The following is a 25,304-nucleotide window of genomic DNA, read 5'->3' as shown; positions in this document are numbered from 1 at the left end:
CGGCCGGCAGGCGAACAGGGGCGCTCTCAGGCCGTGCTTCCATCGTCTCCGGCATGCATAATTCGAAGGGCCCGCCGGCTGCCGCAGCGCCCCAGATAAGCCTGGCAGACGGACTGGCCATCCACGGTGGCCAGTTGCAAGGGCGATGCGAGCAGATGCGGCAACAGCACGACGTCTCCCTCGGCCAAGCCGGCCATCGTGCCCAGCGCGATCTCTACCGGCGCCAGGCTTGCCCGCAGCCGCAGCTTCTGGCCGGCCAGCGCCTCGTTCAAAGGCGCCACCGCCGATGATGATGCAGAGGGCCGCACGGCGGGTTCATCCATAGCGATCGACAACATGCCGGCCGCCAGAGCGGGGCTGATATGCAAACGCAGCGCAATGCCGTTGACCAGAACAAGCTCGGCATCCACCGCGCCGGACCAGGGATGCAGATGGGCCGCAAGAATGGCCTCCGGCGTGGCAGTAACAGCGGCAGCGGCCGATGCCGGCGCCGCCCCTTCCATCGCGCCTAGCCCGATCAGCAGATCCGCCCAGGCGGCCTCTTCGATGTCGAGCGCGGCGGCGGAACCTGCGCAGGCCGAACGCATGGAGAGCAGCGCCGCGCCCAATGCGCCATCCGTCCAGGCACGCGCCAGCCACAGATGCGGCAACGATGCACCTCGATGCGGATGCGGCGGCGCTTCGCAAGCATTGCGGCAACGCGGCGGCGCCAAGCTCATGCCGCACGCGTTGTCCATCCATTCGCGCAACCAGGCATCGCGTACGTTGGCCAACCGGGACGCCATCCGCTCCAGTTGCGCATGCGACCACCAGCGCAAAGGCCTTGGGTGCACGGCAGCCGCCTCGAAAAAAGCATCCATGGCTTATTTCCCCTTCAAGGAAAACAATGCCTGCAACATTTCATTGGCAGTGGAAATCACTTGAGATGACGACTGGTAGCCACGCTGCATGATCACCAGTTCGCTGAACTCCTGCGACAGGTCGACGTTGGAGGCCTCCAACGCGCCGCCCCGGATCGCGCCAAACTGGCCTTCACCGGCTACGCCCACATGCCAGCCGCGCGCATTGGCCGCGTCCAGCCGATTGCCTCCCGACGACACCACCGCATCGGGCGTATCGAAACCGCTCATTGCCAGCCTTGGCCCTTTGGCCGTCTGCCCGTTCGAATAGGACAACGTCAGGAACCCGGCCGCATCGAAGGAAGAACTGACCAGCGCGCCTGCGCTACGGCCGTCCTGGGAAGACATCCCCAATGTCGACAGATTGCCCGAGGCAAGCGATGTGACGTCGCCGCTGAAATCCAGGTTCAAGGTCTGCAACGCGGCGCCTGCCGGCGCATAGGGAACCGATATCCGGGCCCGGGAAGGGTCGATGTGGCCGTTGATGAAACCTATCGTACCGATACCTACCGAGGTAATGCCATCGAGAATGTTGACGCTCCAGCTACTGTTGGCTCCGGAGATGGCCGCATTGTTGTTGGTCAATTGCAGCAAGAGGCTATGCGATCCTCCATTCGAATCGATCACCGTCACCTGGCTGACGGTCTGTGCCGCCGAAGTGCTGGACAAATTCCCGCTGAAACGCACCGTCCCGGTCGCCACCGGCGGACTCACGCGCAGGCCTGTCGTGGTAATCGCCTGCAGGCCGCCTCCGGCCCCCATGCCCATCACGCGGCTGCGGTCTGTCCTGTTGACAAGAACCCCGTCGGCATCGAACTGGAACTGTCCGGCCCGGCTGTAAAACAGTTTTCCGGACGCGTCCCTGAAGGTAAAGAAGCCAAGACCATCAATCGCGAGGTCGAGATCGTTGCCGGTATTGCGCAATTCCCCTTGTGAAAAATCGAGGGTGGTGCCGCGGGTATCCAATCCGAACCCCGTCTGCCCCCATGCCCGCCCGCCAGACAAATTGCCGTTGGTGTAGAACAAATCGGCGAATTGCAGCGACCGCCCCTTGAAACCAGGCGTGTTCATGTTGGCAGTATTGTTCGCAATGGTTTTGAGCCCCTTGGAAAATCCCTGCAATCCGGTCATCCCGGTAAAAATCGAGTCGAGCATGGTTTGTCCTTTGCGCTGTTCCAGTGGTTTTTCTCTCTGCCCCGATGCGTCAGCGAACCGCCGATATCTGGGCCAACGTGATGCCGCTCATGATTTCTCCGGTGGTGCTTTGCACGGTCAATTGCGGCGTGGCGCCATTGAGCGACAACGAGCGGACGATGCCGCTCGCCGTCCCCGCCCCCGACTCCGACATCACATCCACGGTTCGCCCGATCAGTCCGACCGACTGCAGGGCAGACTGCGTGGAAATCAACTGGTCCAGCTTGTTGTTGAGCTGCTGGGTCTGTTCCAGTGACGTGAACTGCGCCATCTGCGCCATGAATTGCTGGTTGTCCACCGGTTTGAGTGGATCCTGATAATTCAGCTGGGTCAGCAAGACCTTCAGAAAATCCTGCATGTTCAGGCGGCTGGATGCCGCCGCCGGGTTGCCGCTAATCGATTCAATCGCCATTACGCTTCCTCGTCTCAACAATGTCCAAAAAGGGTCTGTCGCCGGCCTCCGGCAACACCTCGGCCAGGTCCATGGGCGCCTCGGCTGGAGACACCGACTTCGTCGCCAGCGGTGAGCGATACGCGCTGCCGTTGCACATGACGGCCAGCAGCGGCATGCCGGCCTTGTCCAGCGTGCCCCGCAACCGTCCGACAAGCAGTTCCAGCACGCTCTGCGGCAATGCGCCGCGGTCGACGCCCAACCACAGGCGAACGCCGTTTTCCATACGTTCCATGGTCAGCCGCACCGGTGCGTGCGCACCGGCTTCAGGCTGCGATGGTCCCGACAACACTTCGCCATATGCATACCGGCCATGGCCGACGGCGATGTAGGCGCGCTCCCCGGCGCCGACTGCGGTCAACGATTGCGGCAAGTGCGCGAGCGCCACTGGCGGCGCAGCCCAGGACAGGCGCGACCTGGCTTGCATGAATGCGGCGGTCGAACCGGCAGGGGCGTAGCGCGCGGCACGCCCTGAAGGAATTTCCGCTACAGGAGCCCGATGTGCATTGCCTTGCGTCGCCAGGCCGGATGCCGGAGCCCGCGGAGAGGGAGGGTCGTCTGGCGACGACGCCTGGGGCTTTTGCGGCCCAGCCGCCCGGTCCGGCAACGCCACCGAGCGCCCGAGCCAACCCTCGATCTGGGCTCGCTCCATTTCGCGCTGCCAAACGACACGATCGGTTCCTGCCGCATCCACGCCAGCAGGTTGCGGCATGGCCACGGTATCGCCCCGCGCCTGCCGATGCGCCATCAATGAGGAAATCGTCATTCCACTCTCCTTATCTTGCCTTTGGCCAGGCCCGACAGCCACGCGGTGCGCGTTATCCAGGCTTTATCCATCTCCGCCGCCATGCGCCGCCGTTCTTCCTGGATATGCTCATCCAGCAAGGCTTGCCGATGTTCCTCCAGCGCTTTGATACCGGCGTGCATGCGCAAGCATTGCCGGCGCAATCCCCAGGCATGGCGCCGCTGCTGCTCCATCGTATTGACCAACGCCTCGGATTGGGCCTGCTGCCCGGCCAGATACAGCAGCGACTGTCGATGCCACTCCGGCCGCAGGCTTTGCCGTTGGCCGTTCAGCAGGTGTTCGCGCTGGGATCGGATGTGAGCGTGCAACTCGGTCAGCGCTCCACGCGTCCGTGCCGCTTGTGCATCTGCCTGAGCGAGCTCTTCCTGGCGACGCTCCAGTTCCCAACGCCGCTTCTCCAGCAGAGCCGACAGCGGATAGGAAAAGATGCGCAAATCGACGTTGGCACTCATGCGCCACCGCCATCGATGTTCTGCAACGCGTGCATCGTCTCTGCCAGCGGCACGCCGCCCTCCTGCTGCCGCAAGAACATATGCAGGGCGGATTTTTTCTCAAGGGCCCGATCCAGCTCCGGATTGCCGCCCGCTTCATAGGCCCCCATGTCCAGCATGTGCCGGTTGCGTTCGAGCAGCGCCAGATGGCGAACCGCAGCGGTCGCCGCGGCGCGCTGCGGCGGCGTGCTCAGATCTGACATCAGCCGGCTGGCGCTCTTGAGTATGTCCAAGGCGGGATAGTGCCCCTCATGGGCAAGCTGGCGGCTCAGGACAAAATGGCCGTCCAGGATGGCACGCAAACTGTCTGAAACCGGCTCGTTCAGATCGTCGCCTTCCACCAGCACCGTCAGCAATGCGGTGATGGAGCCGCCGGAGGGCGCCGTACCGCAGCGCTCGCAAAGCTCAGGCAACTCGGCAAACACCGACGGCGTATAACCGCGCGCTGTCGGCGGCTCGCCGGCGGACAAGCCGATCTCGCGACGCGCCATCGCCAATCGCGTGACCGAGTCCATCGTCAGCAGCACCTGCTTGCCCGCATCCCGGAAATGCTCCGCAATCGCGATGGCGGCATAGGTCGCCCGGACCCTGGCCAGAGCCGGTTGGTCGGCAGTGGCCACGACCACCACCGACCTGGCCATGCCTTGCGGCCCCAATTGCTTCTCGATGAATTCCCTGACCTCGCGCCCGCGCTCGCCAATGAGCGCAATGACGTTGATGTCAGCCTTCACATGACGCGCAATCATGCCCAACAAGGTGCTTTTACCGACCCCGCTGCCGGCGAAGATGCCCACTCGCTGCCCCAGCCCCAAGGTCAGCAGCCCATCGATGGCACGCACTCCCGTCTCCAGGACATGCGATACGGGTGGGCGCTGCATCGGATTGGGCGCCGTTCCCTTGAGCGCCCGCCGCACATGCGTTACCGGCTCCGCGCCTGCGTCAAGGGGCGCGCCAAAACCATCGATCACCCGTCCCAGCAAGGCATCGCCCACGCCAATGGACGCTTGCCTTCCCAGCGCCACGACCTCGCAACCGGCCGACAGTCCCTGCAAGGAACCATAAGGCATCAGGATCACGGCGCCAGAACGCAGCCCCACCACCTCCGCCAACACGCCCTCGCCCGCTGGGGCGGCGCAAGCGGCGCGTGGATAAATCCGGCACAATTCCCCAACGGCCACATCCGGCCCGGCAGCCTCGACCGCCAAACCGGAAAGCTCGCGGACATAGCCGATCCTGCGGACGAAGTCGGCGCCCTTTAGCGCCTCCCGGTAAGCCGCCCTCATGGCTGCTCCTCCTGCCGTTGAGCATGCACGTCCAGCAACAAGTCCGTAAAGGCCCGCAACTGCGACTCCAGCCGGGCATCCAGCGTGCCGGCGGATGTCCGGATCAGGCAACCGCCCAACAAGATTTCGTCGTCCGCCACCAGGTCGATGGGACGACCTGCCTGGCAAGACTGGAACTGTTGCTGCAACACGGCCAGGTCATCCGGATGCACACGAAGCTGGACGGCCTCCCGCGCTTGCGCCAGTGCGTGCCGCACTACGCCGGCCACGCCGTGGTCCGTCCCCATGGCGTCGCCCAAGATCTTGAACACTGCCGCATGCGCTATGGCCACCAATTCGGTTTCGCTATCGCGGCACCACCGCGAGAATTCGGCGGAAATCGCCTCACTCAATTGTTCCAGCCGCTTCTGCTGGCTGAGCAGTTCCTCGCGCTGGGCATCCAACGGACGCTGGGCATCTTGCCTGCCGCGACGCAATCCTTCCTCATACCCCCGCTTTTCCCCTTCCTGCCGTCCCGCCTCGTAGCCGCTTTCATGCCCCTGCTCGCGACCGCTGGCGAAACCTTCGTCAAAGCCGCTCTGCTGCTGTGGCTGCGCAGCAATCGCCGATGTTTGATGCGGCCGGTCTTCATAACGACTTTCGGGTATGGCGGCCGACGCCGCCGGATCGGAACCAGCAGGAGTCGGACGCGGCGTCTGCATGAGCACCCGGGGCGCCCCTCGAACGGCAACCTGCTTCAAGACCGGAGAATCCGCGATTGGCATCTTCATGGCGCATTCCGCTCCCGGCGCCCCGCAAGCAAACGGGACAGCCGCTGAATCAAGCGACGACCGGCCCCTTCACGCATTGTGTCCGCCACGGCAATGGGGGCCACGCGCAAGTCGGCCGCCTGTCCGGCCATGTACCGGATCACGGCCTGGCTCAAGCGTGGCGCGAATACATGCTCGGCATGGGTCAGTGCTTCAATCTGGCGACGCATCGAAGGCTCCAGCAAATCGAGCACGGCCTCAGTCCAGTCCCACGACCGGGAGACCAGCAGGCGCCCCGCCAATTCCACAGGCTGGGCATGCAACAGCATGGCGATCTGTTCGGGAGCAAGGCTGGACAGCAGCACCTCATGGACGCAAGGCGGTGGCCGGGCATCGGAAGCAGGCTCCGTGTTCGCACAATCCTTGTTCCCATCCCCGGACATTGCGGCCAGGGCCTGCTCCAGCAGCCCCTGGTCGGCGGGCATGCCAAGCTCGCGCAGTTCTTGCAACAACGGCATCAGCATGTCTCGTTGCTCAGGGCTCAGGTGCTGCAGCACGGCATCCCGATCAGGAGATGGCAAGGTATGCAGCACCAACGCGCTGCGCCGGACGGCGAAAGCAATACTCACGCAGGCCCCCCTCCCGCCTTGCCGATCGGTTCGCGCCCTTCCAGCCAGGCGCTCAACTGCTCGGCCAGCATGGCGCGTTTTTCATCCGACAAGATCGGCGCAGCTTGCGCGGCCTGGGCATGTCGCCGCCCAACGAAGCGGATGGCGGCAAGCAGCGATAGCGCCGCCAGCAATGCCAATGCGGCGTAGATCGCCTGGTGGATCGACATGTCGCCCAGATCCATTGCCTGCGCCGCCTTTTCCGCTGGCGCCGCTGGCGTCTTCTCGCCCGTGCCGCCCACGGCTGGCGGCAATGCCTGGGCCTGTTGCTCAACCGTGGCCAAGGCGCCAAGCATCTGGACCACCACGGCGTCGCCTCGCTCGAAAGACGCTCCCACCGATGCTGCCACCAGCGTCCTGAGTTGCTCCAGCTGGAGAGTGTCGAGCGGTTTTTTCACGACCGCCACGACAGCGATCCGGCGAATGGTTCCCGGATTCCTGACCACGCTTTCGATCTTCCTGCCGACGCTGTAATCGATTTCGCGCTGCGAACTCGATCCGGCGGCGCCAGCCTTGACGTCCAGTGGCGCACCGCCTTCCCTGATCGTTTCCCGTTCGCGCACCACGGTTCCTGTCTGCAGCGCGCCTTCCTGGGCCGGCGGCGCCAGCACATCTTCCACAGTGCGTCGGATCTGATCCATGTCGAGACTGACATCGACGCTGGCAATCGCCTGCCCGGGCCCGAAGGTCTTGTCCAGCACCTCCGCCACCTTGCGGGTGAGATAGCGCTCGGTCTCCTTCTTCAGCTCCAGGCTGCCGCTGCTCTCGGCCCCCTGGTTTTCCTGGCGCGTCAAGGCCACGCCGTGCTCGTCGATCACCGTCACATCGGCCATGACCACTCCCGGCACCGCCGCTGCGACCAAACGCTGAATCCCGCTGACTTGTTCCGGACGCAAGACCCGCCCCTGCTTTACCCCCAGCGTGATCGATGCCTTGGGTGCGCTGGATGCGCGCTTGAACAAGCCCTCCTCCGGCAAGGCCAGATGCACCCTGGCCGACCTGATTTCCGACAGGGACAGGATGGTGCGCGTGATTTCCCCCTGCAACGCACGCTGGTAGTTGACCTTCTGCGCGAATTCGGTCATGCCGAAATCGCTGTTGTTGAACAACTCGAAGCCCAGTGTGCCGTGCAGCGGAAGTTCACGGCTCATGAGCTTCAATCGCGTCTGGTGAACAATCTCCTTGTCCACCGAAATCGAAGTCCCGCCATCGGCCAACTTGTAAGGGACCTTCATCTTGTCCAGTTCGGCGACCATCGCTCCCGCATCTTGCGCATTAAGGTCCGAGAACAGCACCTGATAATCGGCCCTGATCCACCAAACAGCCGCAGCCATCGCCGCACCGATCAGCAGCACGCCCGCCAACAGGCCCATACGGGCGCGCTGCCCCAATCTTTCCCATAGTTCTTTCACACCGAACTCCTGCCATCATATGAAGAGCGCGTCATCACGACGACGCGCTCCGGTCCTATACCGACATCCGCATCAGGTCCTGATAACTTTCAAGAACGCGATTGCGTACCTGCATGAACAATTGAAAGGACAGCTTGGCCTCCTCCATGCGAATCATCACCTGATGCAGGCTCTGTACATTGCCGGTTGCCAGCTGTTGCATATCGGCCTGCCCCGCCAGCAACTGGGTATTGACCTCGCCCAACCCGCGGCTGACCATTTGCATGAATTCGCCCGACGGTCCGGCCGCTGCCGCCGGCAGCGCCGGCGTCACCTGTAGCGGCAGGTGTGCGTTCACGCCTGCAATTGCCTCGATTGTCATCCCGCACCTCCGATATCCAGGGCCTTGAGCGCCATCGTCCTGGAGGCATTCAAGGCCGCCACGTTTGCTTCATAGGCGCGCGTGGCGCTCATTACCGTCATCATCTCCAGCGCGGTATCGACGCCGGGATAGGCGACGAACCCCTTGGCATTGGCCAACGGATGGGCAGGTTCATGCATCAGCCGCGGCGCGGCAAAGGAGGGTTCAATCCTGACGGCGGGCGATAAGGATGCAAGCATGCGCTCGTCGACCACGCCGGAAAATCCGGGCGCAAGCCAGCCGGAATGGTGGATCACCGCCCGCAGCGGCTTGAATGCAATGCCGTTTTCGGCTTGCGCGGTATTGGCGTTGGCCAGATTCAACGCCGCGATGTCCACCCGGCTTCGTTCGGCCGCCATGCCGGCGGCGCTAATGGCAAATATTTGCGTGTAGTCCATCAGTTGTGTTCCTTCAGGTTATCCAATCCTGCTCCCATGCAATCTGCGGCATCCACGGCCGCAGATCCAATGCGATCAGGCCCTAGCGTTTGCCGTCCGCGGCGGCGCTGCCCAAAATCGAAAGATGCCTGTTCAAGGCGCGAATCAGCGCTTGATACTGCAAGGCGTTGGCCGACATTTCCGCCATTTCCTGGTCAAGCCGCACCTTTGTCGATACACCGCTCTCTTGCGAAACGGATTCGATCCGCGTCTGGAAGGCGGACAATGCGGATGCATCGAGGCGCTCGCCCCGTTGCAATCCTTGCTGCAGCAGTTCGATTTCCTCAGAAAACCGCAGACGCATCGGCACATAACCGACCGCGTCGGCATTGGCGATGTTGCCGGCGATGACCTGATGGCGCTGGCTGGCCGCATCCAGGGCCAGTCCCAGCGCGGCGGTGGTAATGGATTCGGTTCCGCTCAGCATGATTGGCTCCTGTCGTTGTTCGGATATGTAAAACTCATTGCACCACCAGCTCCGCATGCAGCGCACCCGCGGCCTTGACCGCACGCAAAATGGAGATGATGTCGCGCGTATTGGTCTTGACTCGCACCAGCGACTGCACCAGGTCGGCCACCGTGTTGTTGCTGGCCGAGATGAATCCGGCCCCATTGCTTTCATCCACCTCGACCTTGGTATTGCTGACGATCTCGGTGCGCACTCCCGGCCCTCCCGTACCCACAAAGAACGGCTGCGATGCGTAGTTTTGGGTACTGATCGATATCTTCAGGTCGCCATGGGAAATCGCCACCCTGGAAATGCGCACGTCCCCGCCCGATACCACCGTGCCGGTACGTTCATTGATCACCACCTTGGCGCGGCGATCCGGCTCGACCATCACGCCTTCGATTCCGGTGATGTAGTTGGTCAACTGCTCCCGACTGTGTTCCGGCACCTGGATGGCGACGCCCGCGGCATCCCTGGCCCGTGCCCGGCCTTCCCCGAATTTCAGGTTGATTGCGGCCGCAATGCGCGAAGCGGTCGTATAGTCCGGTTCGGCGAGCAAAAAGACGATTTCCTGGCGGGCATTCATGATCTGCGCATCAAGCCCGACCTCCACGATGGCGCCCCCCGGCACCGCTCCGACCGTGGGGTGGTTTTTCTGCACCACGTTGCCATTGGCATCGTAGCGGTAGCCGCCCACCGAAAGAGGCCCTTGCGCCAGGGCGTAGATACGGCCGTTGGCCGCTTTCAGAGGCGTCATCAGCAACGTCCCGCCCAACAGGCTGCGCGCGTCGCCCGCCGAAGTGACGGTGACGTCGAGCGTATCGCCCTCGTGCGCGAAGGTCGGCAAGGCCGCGGTCACCAGCACGATCGCCACGTTACGGCTTTGCACCTGCTCGGGCGCGATGGTCAGGTTGAATTGGGAAAACACATTGGCCAGGGCCTGGCGCGTCGTCTTGTTGGTTGCGGAATCCCCGGTTCCGGCAAGGCCGGTGACGATGCCATACCCGACGATGGCGTTATCCCGCCATCCTTGCATGCGCCCAAGGTCCTTGACCCGCACGGCATCCGCCGCTGCGGCTTCGGCCTGGCCGGCAAACGCCAACGATATTGTCAGGGCCCCTACCAACGCCATCGACATCTTTTTGATCCAGGCCATCAGAACCCCAACCAATCCAGGAATTGTCGCCACCAGCCGCGGCGCTGGCGCTCCGACAGTTCGCCTTCGCCCACGTAGGTGATCCTGGCATCGGCCAGCCTGGTCGAGAGGATCAGGTTGCCTTCTGATATGTCCAGACGCCGGGCTCGCCCTTCCAGTTTCACCCGTTGTTCCTCGCCATTGACGAACAGCACCTGCTCTCCCGCCAATTGCAAATCGCCGTTAGGCAAGATGGAAACCACGGACACCGTCAGCTGAGCCAGCAGCTTGGCGGCTCTCTGCGTGCGTCCTCCACCGTCGAAGTCGCCGGCCATGTGCATGCCTGCCGCAGTGTTCGGATGGCGCGTCAGGCTGAAATCGGCGTTGATGCCGTTCTTCCTGCGCGTAGTGGTATCCGCATTGGCGCTGGCGCTGGATTGCTCCAACACCTGGACCGTCACCATATCCCCCACCCGGAATGCCTTGTTGTCTGCTGTCAGCGAATGGAATTCATCCTCCCGATACAGGCTCTCCGCGTGGACGTTCATGGCCGCCGGCAAAAGAATGGCCGCCATCAACAATGTTCCGCATGCATTCTTCATTTCTCATTCATCTCCAGCAATCCCGCTTTGATTACTCTTGCCATGACCGCCTCATTGGCTGACGCCGGCCTGACTTTCACCATCTGGCCGGGCAATCCATCCTGCAAGACCTGCACCGTACTTTCCAGAACGATCCCGCCAAAGCGCGACTGCAGGATTGCCGCTTCGCCGCGTACGACGGCCGGCGCCTCTTCGATCTGGCTTTCCAGCAAGACGCTTCCCAGTGCCAGCGTGCGCTTCAGGCGCCACGCTGCCGGCGCGGCACGCACCGCCACCGGCGCCTCCAGCCCGGCGATATTGACCGGACGTATTTCGAACTGTTCGCTGCGCACCATGCGGCCAGCGCCCATTTCCCCTGTCGCCACATAGGCCGCGCGATAGGCGCGGATATCGAACTGGACCGGAACGGTCCGAAGCAACGCATCGTCCATCCAAACATCGACCCATACCCGGCTACGCGCCGGCACCTGCTTGCCGAAATCCGGCAGGCGCGGTTGCAGACGTATGGCGCCTGCGCTCGGGATCGTCAACGCCGGCACCGGCGCCGCCTGCACCACATCGCTGCGTCCGACCCGTTCCGCCAGCCAGGCTTGCAGCGCCTGCCGGGCGGCCGCGGCCAGCCTTTCCCCCGAAACGGTTCCGGCCAACAATTCGATGTCCACCTGCCGGGCGCCAGTCCATTGCAACTGCAGGCGACGCCCCGCCATCTGCATGGCTATCCATTGCTCGATCTGCGCACGCACCAGCCTGGCCCGTCCCGATGGCGGCAGTTGCCCCAAACGGATTTTCTTCAGCCGCTGCAACGTGTCTTCGTCCGTGGATTTCAGCTCGGCCACGTCGCCCAACACGATCTGCGCATGCGGCAAGCGCACCTGACGCTTTAATTCGATACCGATGCCAGCCGCTGCAGCCTGCACATTGATCAGGCTTGCGGCAAGCAGTCCCATGAACAATGGGAGGCGCGTTGCGTGCAATCGGGCCACCACCGGATCAGCGACGCAGATTGTTGATCATCCCCAGCATTTCATCGGAGGCCTGGACCACCTTGACGCTGGCCTCGTAGGCGCGCTGGGCCACCATGAGGCTGACCATCTCGTCGACCATCTTCACGTTCGAACCTTCCAGATAGCCTTGTTGCAGCAGACCCAGGCCATCCTCCCCGGGTTTTGCCGATATTGCTTCGCCGGAGGCGTGGCTGGCGACATACACGTTGTCGCCTTGCGCGCTCAGTGCGCCGGCGTTGGCGAACCGCACCATTTCGATGGCGCCCGCTTCCACCGGCAACGACTGGCCGGCCACCGACAACATGACCTTCCCATCGCCGGTGATGGTGATGGAACGGACGTTTTCAGGGATAGCAATGCCCGGACTCAAGGGATATCCGGCTTGCGTGGCCAGCAGGCCTTCGGTATTGACCTTCAAGGAACCGCCACGCGTATATGCATGGGAGCCATCCGGCATGGCAATCGCCAAGAATCCCGTGCCTTGGATCGCAACATCGAGCGGCATGTCGGTCTTCTTGATGTCGCCAAGATCGAACAGTTTGGTCAAGCCCCCGACGCCGACGCCGGCTCCGCGGCGATGGGAAGACTGCGCGAATATGCCGGCGCCATGCTCGACTTGAACGGCGTCCTGAGGCGCGTTGGCGCCCGCGACGACCATGTCGGAAAACCCGACCCGCCCCCGCTTGAAGCTTGTCGTGTTCAGATTCACCATGTTGTTGGCAATGGTGTCGACGTTCAACTGTTGCGCCTGCATTCCCGTGGCGCCGATATAAAGTGCATCAATCATGATTGTTCCTTATGGCTTCCGGCAAAATGGCCGGCATCACATTTCTCCAAGCTTGCGGATGGCATTGCCGATCATGTCGTCATACGCCTGCGTCATCTTTTGCATCGACTCGAAGTGGCGCATGGTCTGCATCATCTGCACCATCTCATGGGCTGAACTGACATTCGAATTCTCCAGATATCCCTGGCGCACCCGAATCTCGCCATCGACCAACTGATGCATGCCCTCGCCTGGCGCGTAGAGCCCATCGCCAAGCCGGCGCAAGCTTTCCGGGCGGTCGAACTGGACTATCTTCAACTGCCCCACCTGGCGGTTGCCTTCGATGACATTGCCGTCGGCATCGATAAACGGCTGCGCAGTGGAAAGAAAGATATCCCCGTTCCTTGCCATCACCGGGTATCCCTGCATGGTGACCATCCGCCCCCGCTCATCCGTCCTGAAGTTTCCCTGGCGGGTATAGGCAGGCCCGTGGGCGGTTTGTATTTCAAAGAAACCGGCGCCGGACAACGCAAGATCCAGGCGTTGTCCAGTCGATTTCAATGTTCCCGGACGCATGTCCGCCCAGCTCCGTTCATCGGCCGCCCCCGGCAACCGGTCCTGCATGCCCGCATTCCAGAGTTCGCCAAACGAGCCTGGCGATGCCGCAGGCGCATTCGCTACGTTCAAGCCGCGCTTGTAGCCTGGCGTTGCCACATTGCTCATGTTCATGGCGACCTGTTCCATGCGCGCAATGTCATGGCGCATGCTGAGCAATGCCGTCGCCAATACGTCTGCCATACCACCTCCCTCTCACGTATCAAATCACGCTGCCGCCAGGCTTGCCGGCGATCGCTTACAGTGTCACTACCGAATAGGATTTCAATTCGACCGACGGTGCAATCTCGGTCATTGCAAGGATGCGCAAATGCGGCATCACCCGATCCGACAAGTTGCGCATGTGGCGGCGCAATTCCGGAGCGCAGAGCAGCACCGGCAACAAGTTGCTCTTCATCATCCGCTCCGACTGCTGCACCATTGCCGCCAGCAACTGCTCGCTCAATGCCGGCTCCAGCATGGCCGGCTGCGCGCCATCGGACGGGCTCAGGCTTTGCATCAAGCGGCTCTCGAGCGCCGGATCCAGGGTCATGACATGCAGTGCCTGCGCCTCTCCCAGCAATTGCTGGCAAATGACCTTGCCCAGGCGATGGCGCACCGCTTCAGTCAGGTAATGGGTATCCTTTCCATGCCGGCCCGCCTCGGCCAGCGCCTCCAGGATCGCCTCCATGTGGCGGATGCTCACCTTCTCTTTCAGAAGATTTTGCAACACCTTCTGGACCTCGCTGACCGACAATACGGTCGGTATCACTTCCTCCACCAGGCCGGGCTGGCCATCCCGCACCCGCTCCAACAGTTTTTCGGTCTCGGCGCGCGTCAACAAGCTGGAGGATTCGCGGCGCAACACCTCGGTAAGATGCGTCATCAACACCGTCTGCGGATCGACAATGGTAAATTTCGCCGCCACCGCAGCGGCCCGCTGCGCCTCCTCAATCCATAACGCCGGCAGACCGTAGGTCGGTTCCTTGGTCGGCTCGCCAGCGACGGACCGCAGATCGCCCGTGGGATGAATCGCCAGCAGACGATCGAGGCGGATTTCGCCGCGGGCGGCCAACGCCCCGTCCAGATGAATTTCATACCTGTCGCCCGCCACACGGCTGACCTCGCGCAAGTGCACTTCGGGCAATACCAGTCCGAATTCCAGCGCATGCTGCTTGCGAAACAAAGAGATACGTTCGGAGAAGATGCTCTCCGGTTGCCTGATCGCGGCAGCCCACCGGCTGCCGACGTGAACCTCGACCGGATCGACCTTCAGCGCCGCATAAGGATCGTCCCCAACGCCATCCCCGCTGGCCTCGTTCACCGGCGCATCCGGCAGATCGGCACTTGCGAGGTGGCGCGCCAACCACCACAAACCCAAGACGCCGGACAGCAATATCAATATCGGCCAGGCCGGAAGCCCGGGCAGCGCCGACAGGATGGCCAACGCCCCGGCCACCATCAGCAGGATCTTGGGAAAAGACGTCAGCTGGCGCGCCACCTCACGGCTCAAGTTGGCGTCTGCCGACGAACGCGTAACGATGATGCCGGTGCCCAAGGCGATCACCAGCGCCGGCACCTGGGTGACGATGCCGTCGCCGATGGTCAGCAAGGTGTACGTCTGCAGCGCCTGCCCCCATGGCATGCCTTTTTGCATGATGCCGATCATCAGGCCGCCGACGATATCGATCAGCAAGATGATGATCCCGGCGATGGCGTCGCCCTTGACGAACTTGCTGGCGCCATCCATCGCGCCGTAGAAGCCGGATTCCTTCTCCAGATTCTTGCGCCGCCGCTGCGCCTCTGTCTGGTCGATGAAACCCATATTGAGATCGGCGTCGATACTCATCTGCTGGCCGGGCATGCTGTCCAGCGTGAAGCGCGCAGCCACCTCGGAAACCCGCTGGGCGCCATTGGTGATAACGACGTACTGCACGACGATCAGAATGAAAAAGACGATCAGTCCAATCACGTAATTGCCACCGACCACGTAGGAACCGATTGCGTCAATCACCTTGCCGGCTTCGCCATCGGCCAAAATCAGCCGCGTCGCCGCCACGTTCAGCGCGAGGCGGAACAAGGTTGCAATCAGCAGCATCGACGGGAAAGTGGAAAACTCCACCGGCCGCGCCACATAGAACGTCAGCAGCAAGATCAGAAAGGCAAAACTGAAATTCGCCAGGATCAGAAAATCGAGCAGAACGCCTGGGATGGGGATGAACAACACCGCCATCACCCCCATCACCGCTATCACCATGGCGACATCGGCGTTGCGGCTGAGCAGTGCCCTCAAATTGGCTGTCATGACCGACCTTCCGCACTTGCCTCATTGGCCCGGCGCATGGCAAACACCCATACGATGATCTTGGCCACTTCGGCATACAAGGCCGGCGGAACGAAATCATCGGAATCCAGCTCCCGAAACAGCTTGCGGGCCAGCGTACGGTTCCTCACCACCGGGATATTGTGCCGCGCCGCGACCCGGCGCATCGCATCTGCCACCGCGCCGGCTCCCTTGGCCAGCATTTGCGGCGACTCCATCTTTCCATGTTCGTAGCGCAGGGCAATTGCCAAATGGGTGGGGTTGGTCACCAGCACATCGGCCTGCCGCGTCTTGCTCGCCGCCTTGCTGCGCTTGAGCGTCTCAGCCCGCAATTCGCGCAGCCGGGCACGGATTCTCGGGTCGCCTTCACGGTTCTTGTGTTCATCACGAATCTCACGATGGCTCATGCGAAGCTTTTTTGCGAATTCGCGTCGCACATACAAACGATCCAACACCGCGATGGCGCCCATTGCCAAGACCATGCCCCATCCCAACGAGGCAATATCCTCAATCAGAAGGCGCATGTACTCGGTCGCGCTGTAGCGGCCCAGCCCGTGAAATTGCGAGGCCAGCGGCTTCAAGACCCAATATGCCGCCCAACCCAGCAACACCATCTTGAGGCAGGCCCGCGCCGCGTCGAACAACGTGCGCACAGAAAGCAGCCGTTTCAATCCCGTTGCCGGATTGAGCTTGCTCCATTCCGGACCGAGCGGATGCGTCGACAGGATCGGGCCTGTCTGCATCAGGTTGGCGACGATGCCGGTGATCATGATTGCCATCGCCAAGGGGGCCAGCAGCGTCAGGCCATGCATGATGCTGGCCGAAAGCAGCTGCCACAGCACGGCAGGACTGGCATCCATCCTCCCAACCAGATTCAGCAACGCCTGGTCGAAGCGCAATTGCTCCTGTACGTCGCGCCATCCCCGCCAGGAAACGTAAACCAGCAAGACGGCCATCACCAGCGCGGCGTTCATATCCGCGCTCTTGGCCACCTGGCCGCGCTTGCGCGCTTCGCTAAGCTTGTGCGGCGTTGCCTCCTGGCTGCGATCGCTTTCTTCGCCTGCCATCAGGAAGCTCCTCCGAGCATGCCTTCCCAGGTGGTGAAGATGACTTGATAAATACGTCCCATGGCCTCTCCCGCAGCGGGAACCCATAACGCAAGGGCTGCGATGCCGGCGCCGACCTTGATTGGGATACCTATCGCGAACATATTCATCTGCGGCAGGTTCCGCGCAATTACGCTCAGGCAGATCTCCACCAGCAGGATGCAAAAGACCACCGGCGCCGCCAGGGAAAAACCCAGGCCGAACATGCCGCCGGCCTGCTTGAACAAGTGCCCTGCCGACTGCTCCAGATCCCAGGGGCGGCCGGGAGGAAATCGTTCGAGGCCATATGCCAATGCGCGCATCAGTGCGTGATGCCCGTTGACCAGGAAAAACACCATGACCGCTGCCAACCCGAAAGCCGACGTCAGGATAGGCGAATGGCGTCGCGTCAACGGATCGAACACCGGGGCGATGCCGTAGCCGATCTGCACGTCGAGGATCGCGCCCGCCATCGACGCGGCGGCAAATGCCATCATCACACTCAAGCCCAGCAATGCGCCCAACGCCATTTCCTGCAATGCCCCCTGGAATAAATCACCGGCCGTCAAGCGCCCCGTCCAGCCCACCTCAGGGAAGGACAGCGCCAATCCGGACGCCATCGCCACCACAAACAGGACACGCGCAACGGCTGGCATATTCAATGCGGTCATGACCGGCGTGATCATCAGCGCCGCGGTCAGTCGCAGCGAAATCATAAAGACCGTCAGCAGCCAGGATTGGACGTCCATCTTTTATGAATCTAAAAAAATCAGCGGCGATTCAACTCAGAATAGCCCTGGAATCCCACTCCATAAACGGCGGGAGAACTGCGTCAACTGATGCAACATCCATGGGCCAAAGACGATAAGGGTGACACCGGCCGCAAATAACTTGGGGATGAAGGTCAGGGACATTTCCTGAATCTGCGTCACCACCTGCAAAATACTGATCAACAGGCCGACCACCAGACCGATACCCAATACCGGGGCGCAAATTAACAGGCCTGTCCATAACATGTCGGCCATCATTTTCAGGGCCATATCGGCGTGCATGATTTTTCCTGCTGCGATGCCGGCCGCTTGCCGACCATATCGCCAAAGTCAATGAAGAAGAAGCGCGATCAGGTTAGCAATCCGCCAAACGGGGCGTCAATGCAGGACAACAGATATCCGAATAAACGATAAATCGATGACGGCGCGTTTTAATTTAATTGATCGGTAGCGCCTATCAAACGGAAGGGAACATCGAAAATTTCTCTCGATTGTCCCAATAATTTCTTGTCCATCCTTGCGGCAAGCCGCATTCCTTTCCTCCCCAAAAAAAACATCTAAAATAAATTCAATCTCTATTTTGAAAAACTTATACTCACGAAACACCGCCCGCCCGGATCGAGCATGCTGCTGCATGGCGACCAGCGGTGCGACATGGCGGCGCTCTCGAGCAAGCATCGTGCATAAAAAAAGCGCCGTGCCTGAACACGACGCCTCAATTCCATCCCGACCGGCAATAACAATCAGAAGGTGTGCCGGATACCCGCCATCAGCGACTGCTGCGATCCCCCCGGCAACGGCCCGACTCCAGGCGCATTGGTGCTGACCGGGCTGGCCAGCGTGCCGCTGTTGTTCATGCTGGAAACCGAGAGGTACACCGAAGTGCGCTTGGAGAACAGGTAGGTGCCGCGCAAGGTGAGCAGCACCGCCTTGTTGGGCGAGTCCTCGAACTTGTTCATCGCCAGCATGCCGTCGAGCACCACCGTCGCCCCTACCGGCTGGGCGGCGACGATCCAGTACAGGTTGCTCTTGGGTGTGGTGCTGCCCTCGTTGTTGCGCTTGAGCCACCCCAGTCCAAGCTGGATCTGCCCGAACTTGGCGTAGCCGTTCACCGTCAGGCGGCTGTCGGTCAGTGCCGATGAGGTCAGTCCGCCATAGGTGGCGGCGGTGCCGCCGTATTGGCGTTCATAGGCGCTGACCAGGCCCCAGCCGCCGGCGTCGTACTTGCCCATCACGGACCATTCGCGGCATTGCTTCTTGTCGGTCGATTCGCCCGGGCAATTGGTGGCGGTAGGATTGTTGGCCGATGCGGTGTCGCGGCCGAAACTGTAGTTCACGCCGCCGCTGAACGTGCCGGGGTTGCTGCGCCAGGAGATGGAATTGTCGGCGCGGGCATTGGGAATGCCGCTGTCCAGCGACCCCAGGCCTTGCGAAGCGGCCGCAAAAATATCCGCATCCAGCATGCCGTAGTAACGCATGGTGTACTGGCGCCCCAGGGAGATGGTGCCGTAGTCGCCCGCCAGCCCGACAAAGGCTTGGCGGCCGAACAGGCGCGACTGGGCCGAAGCGCCGGTGTCGACCTGGATGCCGGCCTCCAGCGTGAAGAGCGCGCGCATTCCTCCGCCCAGGTCTTCGATCCCCCTGAAGCCGAGGCGCGATGGCGTGGCGCCGTAGCCGACGCGGAACTGGTTGCCGGTGGTGCCGTTTCCAAGACTGACGCCGCGAACATATTCGACGCCGGTATCAAGCACGCCAAAAATGCTCACCGAGCTTTGGCTCATGCTTCCTTGGGTCCCTTGGGTCTCTTGTGCCGAGGCCGATACGGCGAACGTCGCCGCACCGCACATGGCGATGGCAAACTTCCTTTTCATGGTGGTCTCCGTTATTTTTTATTATTGGATTTAATTGAATTGATGCTGCGTCGCCGCTGTGGGCGACGCAGCCGTTCTGCTTTTTATTGTTATTTCTCCTCGTCCCCCTCGTCCCCCTTCCCTCGATACGTTCAGCCCAGTGCGGCCGTGACGTCGTCGAACAGTTCATCCACCGACAGGCGGCGCGGGATGATCTTCTGGTCCAGCGCCCAATCGATGGCCAGTTGGATGCCCTTGCGGTTGGCTTCCAGCCCGATCGGCGGGAAGATCGCCGGCACGCCTTCAGCCTGCGCACGGCTCTCGACGATCATGCGATACAGCTCGCGCACGATCTCCGGATGCTGCTTCGAGATGTCCTGATGCACCGCGAACATATGGTTGATCGGCACCACGCCTTCGCGCGCGAACCAGTCCTTGGCCGCGTCCTGCGCATTGGGCACCAGCGTGCGCACGCGCGGGTCCTTGGGCATGTCTTCGCCCAGCAAAGCCGCAGCCAGTTCGCCGTCGAGCATCATCTGCGGGATCGATGCCCCCTTGGGCAGACGCTGGCAATTGGCCGGGTCGCTGTATTCGGCCAGGTGGCCGTCGCCCAGCGTCATCCAGGTGACCTGGTCGAGGTCGACCCCGTATTCGTGGCGCAGGATGCCGCGGATCCACAGCGCGGTGGTCTGGGTGTAGGTGCGCACGCCGACCTTCTTGCCTTCGATGTCTTTCGGATCGAGCTGGCCGAAGTCGATGTTGTAACCGGCGCAGTGGTGCTGGAAACGGCCCGAGATCGGGGTCGGCAGCAGCACGTAGGGCTTGCCGTAGGCCTTGGCCTGCAGGAAGGTGACGATGGCCAGTTCGCCGGCGTCGAACTGGTTCTCGCGCACCATGGCCTTGAAGCCGTTGTGCGCCGGGGTCGGCCCGCAGAAGTCCAGCTTGACCAGGTCCGAGCTGACGCGGCCGTCGCGCATCGCCTTGGTGACCGCGTATTCGGCCAGGTTGGTGCGCAACGTCGGCGCTCCGCTTGTGGTGGTAGTCATGTTGTCCACTCCTTGTTTGGAAGAAATTACAGCCGCACCTCAATGAGCGACGGGCCAGGCTCGCGGGTCGAATCGACCATGGCCTTGTGGAAGCCTTCGGCGGTGTCGACCGCTACGGCCGGCACGCCCATGCTTTTGGCCATGGCCAGCCAGTCGATGCGCGGACGGTCGATGTCGATCATCGACAGCGCGCGCTTACCCGGCGTGCCGGCGCCCATGTTGGCGTACTCGGCCTTGAGGATGGCGTAGCTGTTGTTGGCGAAGATGATGGTGGTGATGTTCAGGTTCTCGCGCGCCTGGGTCCACAGCGACTGGATGGTGTACATCGCGCTGCCGTCGCCGACCATGCAGAACACGCGGCGGTCCGGGCAGGCCAGCGCGGCGCCGGTCGCCACCGGCGTGGCGTAGCCGATCGAACCGCCCATGTTGTTGATCAGGTCGTGCGGCAAGGCCCCCATGGTGTGGCCCATCGACTCGCGGCCGGTGGTCAGCGACTCATCCACCAGGATGCAGTTTTCCGGCAAGGCGGCCGCCAGCGCATGCGCCACGCTGACCGGATTCAGGGCGCCGGTCGGCACCGGCGTCTCGATGCGCGGCTGCAGGATGGGCGAGATGTTGGCGGCGCCCAGCGCGTCGAGCAGCATGTCGAACGCCAACGCACTGTCCTCGTCATCTTCCACCAGCGGATGCACCACGCTACCTTCGCTTTTGAGCAGGCTGGGCTTGTCCGGATAACTGAAGAAGGCAACCGGCTCACGCGTCTCCACCGTGATGATGTGCTTGAAGCCACGCAGGAAAGCCTGTGCCTGCGGCACCGCATAAGGGATGCGTTCGATCGGCACGCGTCCCGCGCCGCGCTCGATGCGCGCGGTGAAAAATTGCGAACCCAGCCGCGCGCCGGTCGCGGCGGCGACACGGCCGGCCTTCTCCAGCGCCGCGCCGCGCGTGGCCTTGTTGGCCAGGATGATCAGCGCCGGCTCGCCCGAACGCAACACGCGCGCCACATGCTCGATGCGCGCGGCGTCAGGCTTCTTGCGCACGGCGGCAGCACGCGGCGCCACGACAGGCGCGCCCGCCTCTTGCCAGGAAGTGTCGCCGGGCAAAATCAGCGTGGCGATCCGGCCCGGATGTTCGGACGCCTTGGCCACCGCCTTGGCAGTGTCCCAGGCGATCGCGCCGGCCGAGTCCGCGCGCCGCACCCAGTGCGACAGCGGACGCGCCAGGCCTTCAATGTCGGACGTCAGCGGCGGATCGTACTTGAGGTGCGAGGTCGAATGCTCGCCGATGATGTTGACCATCCCCGACGCGGCGCGCTTGGCGTTATGGATGTTGGCCAGGCCGTTGGCCAGCCCCGGCCCCAGGTGCAGCAGCGTGGAGGCCGGCGTGTCCTTCATGCGGTACCAGCCGTCGGCCGCGCCGGTGGCCACGCCTTCGAACAGGCACAGCACGCTGCGCATCTTCGGGTTCTCCAGGGCCGCCAGGAAATGCATCTCCGAGGTGCCGGGATTGGCGAAGCAGATATCCACTCCCTGCTCCACCAGGGTCGCGACCAGGCTTTCGGCGCCGTTCATCTCAGTAACCCGCCATCTCGCGGCCCAGGCCGACCACGCCGTAGCTGCGCTGCGGCGCCGACATCAGGAAACGGTAGCCCTCTTCCTGCAGGCGGCGGTGGTTCTTGCCGGTGACGTGCGGATTGCCGACCACCACCTTGTGCTTGTGGCAGGTATCGACGATGCGGCGCATCGCATCCACCACTTCCGGATGCTCGTACTGGCGCGGGAAGCCCAGCTCCTGCGACAGGTCGCCCTCGCCGATCAGGATGAAGCCGATGCCGGGCACGTTCTTGAGGATATCGTCCAGGTTCTCGATGGCCTGGGTGCTTTCGCACATCAGGCCCACCAGCAGCTCGCCCTCCGGCGCCAGCGGCCAGACGTCGGCCTTCTTGTAGTACTCGTCCATCGACAGGCCCCAGTAGCGCGAGGCATTGGCCGGGCCATCGCCGCGCACGCCCTTGGGTTCATACAGCGGCGCGTTCTTCGGACGGGCGTAGCGGCATGACGCCACCGCGTTGTAGGCCTGCTCGACGGTGGCAACGTGCGGCCAGATCACGCCGTAGACGCCGCGGTCCAGCACCTGCTTGGCGAAGGACTGGTTCATCTCGGCGCCGTTGGCAGGGATGCGCGCCAGCGGCGTGACGCCCGGCGCCACCGAACCGGTTTCGGCGATCTTCTTGCGGTTGAGCATGTACTGCAATGCATCGCCCAGGGCGCTGACATCGTAGGGGTTGTGCTCCATCTCGAAGACGATGCCGTCATAGGGCGCGTCGCTCATCTCGATGGCGCTCTGCCGGTCCAGTTTGGAAAACGCCGCGAAGGCGGGCTTGCCGGCCTCGAAGGCGGCGATGATGCTGTTGAGGCGTGTTTGCGACATGATGTTTCTCTCTCGGTGGATCAATGGATGTTCAATCGGCGGCGGCTCAATCCGCGTTCCAGTACATGAAGCCCATGCCTTCGCCGGTGCCGGCCGGGGTACGCCAGCACGGCACGTAGTCGACCAGGGTCATCTCGGCGCCGGCTTCCTGCACCGCCTTCATCACGCTCACATAGAGCTTGATCTCGGAGGTGCCGGACTGGTAATAGCCATCCTCGACCGCGGCCAGGCCGTCGTAGTCGTATTCGCCCAGCATCTTCATGATCTTGCGGTCGAACTCCTCGTCGTTGACGAAGTGCGACAGGCCGCCGGAGGCGAAGATGCCTACCCGCACATCTTCCGGCCAGGCCTTGATGGCGTCGCGCAGCACGCGACCGAACTCGATGCAACGCGCCATCGACGGCTGGGTCGGCGGATAGAAGCAGTTCATGATCACCGGCACGTGCGGCGGCGGGTTGTCGCCCATGATCTGGTGGTACACGAAGCTGTAGGCGTGCGGCACGACCGGGTATGCCGGCAGCGGCTTCATCCAGACGTTGTCGGGCCAGGCAAACAGGTCGGTGAGGTCGAAATTGGCGCGCTGGAAATGGTCGATCAGGTAGTTCGCCAGCTGCGGATGGCACTTGTGCGTGACATGGTGGTCGGGCGCGTACACCGAACGCTGCGGCGGGCCGTTGTGCACTTCCTCGCCGGTGTAGATGGCGATGGAAGGCGAGAAGTCTGTAAAGATTTCCTTCTGGTCCTTGCCCAGGATGATCGCCACGTCGATCCTGGCCTCGCGGTAGGCAGCGGCCATCTTGTCCAGCGCGGCGCGGCAGCGTGCGGCGCGTGCGGTACGTTCTTCCAGCGTCAGGAAAGGTTCGAAGGCGGCGCCGCGGTGCGCCTCCAGCTCGGGGTAGGTCCAGGTGCGGTTGCGGAACCAGAGTTCCGGATTGTTGCGGTCGCGCTCGCCGTTCTTCAGCCAGTCTTCCGGCGCTTGTCCCAGCATGCCGCTGTGCGGCACCGCCATGCCGAATACGATTTTTGCCATGTACTTTTTCCTAATGAATGTTTTGTATTGAATTGGGGCGGCGGCTTACACCCTGCGCGGCGACGATTCGTGCGAACGCTCGCGGGCCTTGGGCTTGTCCTCCTCGGCGTTGCCTTCCACCGATGCGTCTTCGCTGGCCTTGGGCGCCCATTGCGGCCGGTACAGCAGCACCGTGGCCGCCGCGCCGATGAGCAGGAACACCAGGATCACCAGCATCGGCAAGTCATAGTTGCCGCTGGCATGCAACAGCCAGCCGGAGAGGCTTGCCGCCACGCCGCCGGCCAGGCTGGTGGCGACCTGCTGCACGCCGGTCACCAGCCCGATGGCCTGGCGCGGGATCAGCGTCAGGCGCGACAGCACCAGGTTGTTGGCCGTGGTCAGCCCCAGCCAGGACAGCGAGAACACATTCCAGAACAGCGCCGCCTCCAGCGATTCCACGTGGGCGCCCAGGAGCACCGTACAGCCGCCGACGAAGCCGGCGATGATGAACACCTTGCGTACCAGCACCGGGTTGTTGCCGCGCGAAATCAGGTAATCCGCGGCGGCGCCGGCAATGGCGGCGACGATGGCGATGCCGGCGAAGCTGAAGAAGGTGTACAGGCCCGACTGCGCCAGCGACAGGCCGCGCTGCTCAACCAGATAGGCCGGCATCCAGGTCATGCAATAGAAGGTGAAATAGCCGTAGCAGAAGTTGGTGATCAGACCGCCCCATACCACCGGGCTGGCCAGGATGCTGCTCAGCGGCACCGCGCTGGCGCGGCGGCCGGCCAGCTTGCGCCCGTTCTTGTCCGGGAAATCGTTGCGCACCATCAGCAGCCAGGGCACCAGCCACAGCAATCCGGCCACGCCGGTGACGATGAACATGAACTGCCACGAGTAATGCACGATCATCCAGGCGGCCACCGGCGCGCCGATGGCCGGACCGAACTTGTTGCCCATGGCCAGGATGCCCACCGCCAGGCCGTTGCGGCTTTCGTCGAAGTTGTTGCGGATCCAGCGGTAGCTGGCCGGGATGACGATGGCTTCGGCCGCACCGATGATCAGGCGCATGGCCACCAGCGCCACCAGGGTAGTGACCGCGCCCATCAGCGCGGTGGCGATGCACCACAGCCCGAAGCAAATGGCATACGGCCATTTCACGCCGTAGCGGTCGGCCACATAGCCCATTGGAATCTGGAACGCCGCGTAAGACCAGAAGAACGCGGCATTGACCCAGCCGCGGTCGACGCTGCTGAGCGCGAATTCACGCACGAACTCGGGGTCGGCCAGCGCCGACGAGATGCTGGTGCGGTCGATATAGGAAATCAATACGCCCATCGCCAGAAGCGCGAGGATGGTCCAGCCTCCGGCCGCTCCATGCCTTCCAGTCTTGCTTGTCTCCATTTGCTTCTTTCTTTTGGTGTGGTGTCGCTTGCAGGAAGAGCGGCACGAT

Annotated in this window: 28 protein-coding genes; all 28 read right to left on the bottom strand. The window is 62.7% G+C overall.

The window, feature by feature from the left end; all coding sequences use genetic code 11:
- Positions 1 to 26: 26 nt before the first annotated feature.
- On the bottom strand, positions 27 to 773 hold the full coding sequence (locus AC07N6_RS05200) for a FliM/FliN family flagellar motor C-terminal domain-containing protein (RefSeq protein ID WP_494781244.1): 747 nt from the start codon (positions 771 to 773) through the stop codon (positions 27 to 29).
- Positions 774 to 863: 90 nt separating this feature from the next.
- Positions 864 to 2,054 (bottom strand): flagellar hook protein FlgE, encoded by a 1,191-nt coding sequence (locus AC07N6_RS05195; RefSeq protein ID WP_494781243.1) that lies wholly within the window; start codon positions 2,052 to 2,054, stop codon positions 864 to 866.
- A 49-nt stretch (positions 2,055 to 2,103) separates the two neighbouring features.
- Positions 2,104 to 2,505 carry a flagellar hook assembly protein FlgD gene (locus tag AC07N6_RS05190; RefSeq protein WP_494781242.1) on the bottom strand — a complete coding sequence of 134 codons (402 nt, stop codon included), beginning with the start codon at positions 2,503 to 2,505 and terminating at the stop codon, positions 2,104 to 2,106.
- A complete protein-coding gene (locus tag AC07N6_RS05185) occupies positions 2,495 to 3,310 on the bottom strand; it encodes a hypothetical protein (RefSeq protein ID WP_494781241.1) in 816 nt (271 codons plus the stop codon). Before AC07N6_RS05185 ends, AC07N6_RS05190 begins: the two co-directional genes overlap by 11 nt.
- Entirely contained in the window at positions 3,307 to 3,801 is a 495-nt protein-coding gene (locus tag AC07N6_RS05180; RefSeq protein WP_494781240.1) for a hypothetical protein, read from the bottom strand. Before AC07N6_RS05180 ends, AC07N6_RS05185 begins: the two co-directional genes overlap by 4 nt.
- Positions 3,798 to 5,123 (bottom strand): FliI/YscN family ATPase, encoded by a 1,326-nt coding sequence (locus AC07N6_RS05175; RefSeq protein WP_494781239.1) that lies wholly within the window; start codon positions 5,121 to 5,123, stop codon positions 3,798 to 3,800. Before AC07N6_RS05175 ends, AC07N6_RS05180 begins: the two co-directional genes overlap by 4 nt.
- Positions 5,120 to 5,893, bottom strand: coding sequence for a FliH/SctL family protein (locus AC07N6_RS05170; RefSeq protein ID WP_494781238.1), 774 nt, complete (start codon positions 5,891 to 5,893; stop codon positions 5,120 to 5,122). The genes AC07N6_RS05175 and AC07N6_RS05170 overlap by 4 nt, the downstream gene beginning before the upstream one ends.
- Positions 5,890 to 6,501: a hypothetical protein gene (locus AC07N6_RS05165; protein WP_494781237.1), complete on the bottom strand. Its 612-nt coding sequence runs from the start codon at positions 6,499 to 6,501 to the stop codon at positions 5,890 to 5,892. The genes AC07N6_RS05170 and AC07N6_RS05165 overlap by 4 nt, the downstream gene beginning before the upstream one ends.
- Complete coding sequence (gene fliF / locus AC07N6_RS05160; RefSeq protein WP_494781236.1) at positions 6,498 to 7,952, bottom strand: flagellar basal-body MS-ring/collar protein FliF; 1,455 nt, start codon at positions 7,950 to 7,952, stop codon at positions 6,498 to 6,500. Before fliF ends, AC07N6_RS05165 begins: the two co-directional genes overlap by 4 nt.
- Positions 7,953 to 8,007: 55 nt before the next feature.
- Entirely contained in the window at positions 8,008 to 8,313 is a 306-nt protein-coding gene (gene fliE / locus AC07N6_RS05155) for a flagellar hook-basal body complex protein FliE (protein WP_494781235.1), read from the bottom strand.
- On the bottom strand, positions 8,310 to 8,750 hold the full coding sequence (flgC, locus tag AC07N6_RS05150; RefSeq protein WP_494781234.1) for a flagellar basal body rod protein FlgC: 441 nt from the start codon (positions 8,748 to 8,750) through the stop codon (positions 8,310 to 8,312). The genes fliE and flgC overlap by 4 nt, the downstream gene beginning before the upstream one ends.
- 82 nt (positions 8,751 to 8,832) lie before the next feature.
- Positions 8,833 to 9,216 (bottom strand): flagellar basal body rod protein FlgB, encoded by a 384-nt coding sequence (locus AC07N6_RS05145; protein ID WP_494781233.1) that lies wholly within the window; start codon positions 9,214 to 9,216, stop codon positions 8,833 to 8,835.
- Positions 9,217 to 9,250: 34 nt separating this feature from the next.
- Positions 9,251 to 10,393 carry a flagellar basal body P-ring protein FlgI gene (locus AC07N6_RS05140; RefSeq protein ID WP_494781232.1) on the bottom strand — a complete coding sequence of 381 codons (1,143 nt, stop codon included), beginning with the start codon at positions 10,391 to 10,393 and terminating at the stop codon, positions 9,251 to 9,253.
- The gene (locus AC07N6_RS05135; RefSeq protein ID WP_494781231.1) at positions 10,393 to 10,974 is read right to left on the bottom strand and encodes a flagellar basal body L-ring protein FlgH; all 582 of its coding nucleotides are present in this window, start codon (positions 10,972 to 10,974) and stop codon (positions 10,393 to 10,395) included. The genes AC07N6_RS05140 and AC07N6_RS05135 overlap by 1 nt, the downstream gene beginning before the upstream one ends.
- Positions 10,971 to 11,810, bottom strand: a complete 840-nt coding sequence (gene flgA / locus AC07N6_RS05130; protein WP_494781288.1) for a flagellar basal body P-ring formation chaperone FlgA — start codon at positions 11,808 to 11,810, stop codon at positions 10,971 to 10,973. The genes AC07N6_RS05135 and flgA overlap by 4 nt, the downstream gene beginning before the upstream one ends.
- A 154-nt stretch (positions 11,811 to 11,964) precedes the next feature.
- A complete protein-coding gene (gene flgG, locus AC07N6_RS05125; RefSeq protein WP_494781230.1) occupies positions 11,965 to 12,765 on the bottom strand; it encodes a flagellar basal-body rod protein FlgG in 801 nt (266 codons plus the stop codon).
- A gap of 36 nt (positions 12,766 to 12,801) precedes the next feature.
- Entirely contained in the window at positions 12,802 to 13,530 is a 729-nt protein-coding gene (locus AC07N6_RS05120; RefSeq protein ID WP_494786243.1) for a flagellar hook-basal body protein, read from the bottom strand.
- Between the two features lie 67 nt (positions 13,531 to 13,597).
- Complete coding sequence (locus AC07N6_RS05115) at positions 13,598 to 15,643, bottom strand: flagellar biosynthesis protein FlhA (RefSeq protein ID WP_494781228.1); 2,046 nt, start codon at positions 15,641 to 15,643, stop codon at positions 13,598 to 13,600.
- Positions 15,640 to 16,728 carry an EscU/YscU/HrcU family type III secretion system export apparatus switch protein gene (locus AC07N6_RS05110; protein ID WP_494781227.1) on the bottom strand — a complete coding sequence of 363 codons (1,089 nt, stop codon included), beginning with the start codon at positions 16,726 to 16,728 and terminating at the stop codon, positions 15,640 to 15,642. The genes AC07N6_RS05115 and AC07N6_RS05110 overlap by 4 nt, the downstream gene beginning before the upstream one ends.
- A complete protein-coding gene (locus AC07N6_RS05105) occupies positions 16,728 to 17,495 on the bottom strand; it encodes a flagellar biosynthetic protein FliR (protein ID WP_494781226.1) in 768 nt (255 codons plus the stop codon). Before AC07N6_RS05105 ends, AC07N6_RS05110 begins: the two co-directional genes overlap by 1 nt.
- A gap of 36 nt (positions 17,496 to 17,531) precedes the next feature.
- On the bottom strand, positions 17,532 to 17,798 hold the full coding sequence (gene fliQ / locus AC07N6_RS05100; RefSeq protein WP_494781225.1) for a flagellar biosynthesis protein FliQ: 267 nt from the start codon (positions 17,796 to 17,798) through the stop codon (positions 17,532 to 17,534).
- Between the two features lie 96 nt (positions 17,799 to 17,894).
- Positions 17,895 to 18,194: a hypothetical protein gene (locus AC07N6_RS05095; protein WP_494781224.1), complete on the bottom strand. Its 300-nt coding sequence runs from the start codon at positions 18,192 to 18,194 to the stop codon at positions 17,895 to 17,897.
- 65 nt (positions 18,195 to 18,259) lie between these two features.
- Positions 18,260 to 19,387: a porin gene (locus AC07N6_RS05090; protein ID WP_494781223.1), complete on the bottom strand. Its 1,128-nt coding sequence runs from the start codon at positions 19,385 to 19,387 to the stop codon at positions 18,260 to 18,262.
- 131 nt (positions 19,388 to 19,518) lie between these two features.
- Positions 19,519 to 20,412: a substrate-binding domain-containing protein gene (locus AC07N6_RS05085; protein WP_494781222.1), complete on the bottom strand. Its 894-nt coding sequence runs from the start codon at positions 20,410 to 20,412 to the stop codon at positions 19,519 to 19,521.
- Between the two features lie 26 nt (positions 20,413 to 20,438).
- Positions 20,439 to 21,983 carry an acetolactate synthase large subunit gene (locus AC07N6_RS05080; protein WP_494781221.1) on the bottom strand — a complete coding sequence of 515 codons (1,545 nt, stop codon included), beginning with the start codon at positions 21,981 to 21,983 and terminating at the stop codon, positions 20,439 to 20,441.
- A gap of 1 nt (position 21,984) precedes the next feature.
- Positions 21,985 to 22,842, bottom strand: coding sequence for an HpcH/HpaI aldolase family protein (locus AC07N6_RS05075; RefSeq protein ID WP_494781220.1), 858 nt, complete (start codon positions 22,840 to 22,842; stop codon positions 21,985 to 21,987).
- A gap of 46 nt (positions 22,843 to 22,888) precedes the next feature.
- On the bottom strand, positions 22,889 to 23,872 hold the full coding sequence (locus AC07N6_RS05070; protein WP_494781219.1) for a DODA-type extradiol aromatic ring-opening family dioxygenase: 984 nt from the start codon (positions 23,870 to 23,872) through the stop codon (positions 22,889 to 22,891).
- Between the two features lie 45 nt (positions 23,873 to 23,917).
- Positions 23,918 to 25,255 carry an MFS transporter gene (locus AC07N6_RS05065; protein ID WP_494781218.1) on the bottom strand — a complete coding sequence of 446 codons (1,338 nt, stop codon included), beginning with the start codon at positions 25,253 to 25,255 and terminating at the stop codon, positions 23,918 to 23,920.
- Between the last annotated feature and the right edge of the window lie 49 nt (positions 25,256 to 25,304).

It is taken from the genome of Herbaspirillum sp. GW821-FHT09A12 (genome assembly GCF_059418325.1).
Note: the sequence above shows the minus strand (reverse complement) of the source record. Positions and strands in the feature narration are given on the sequence as shown.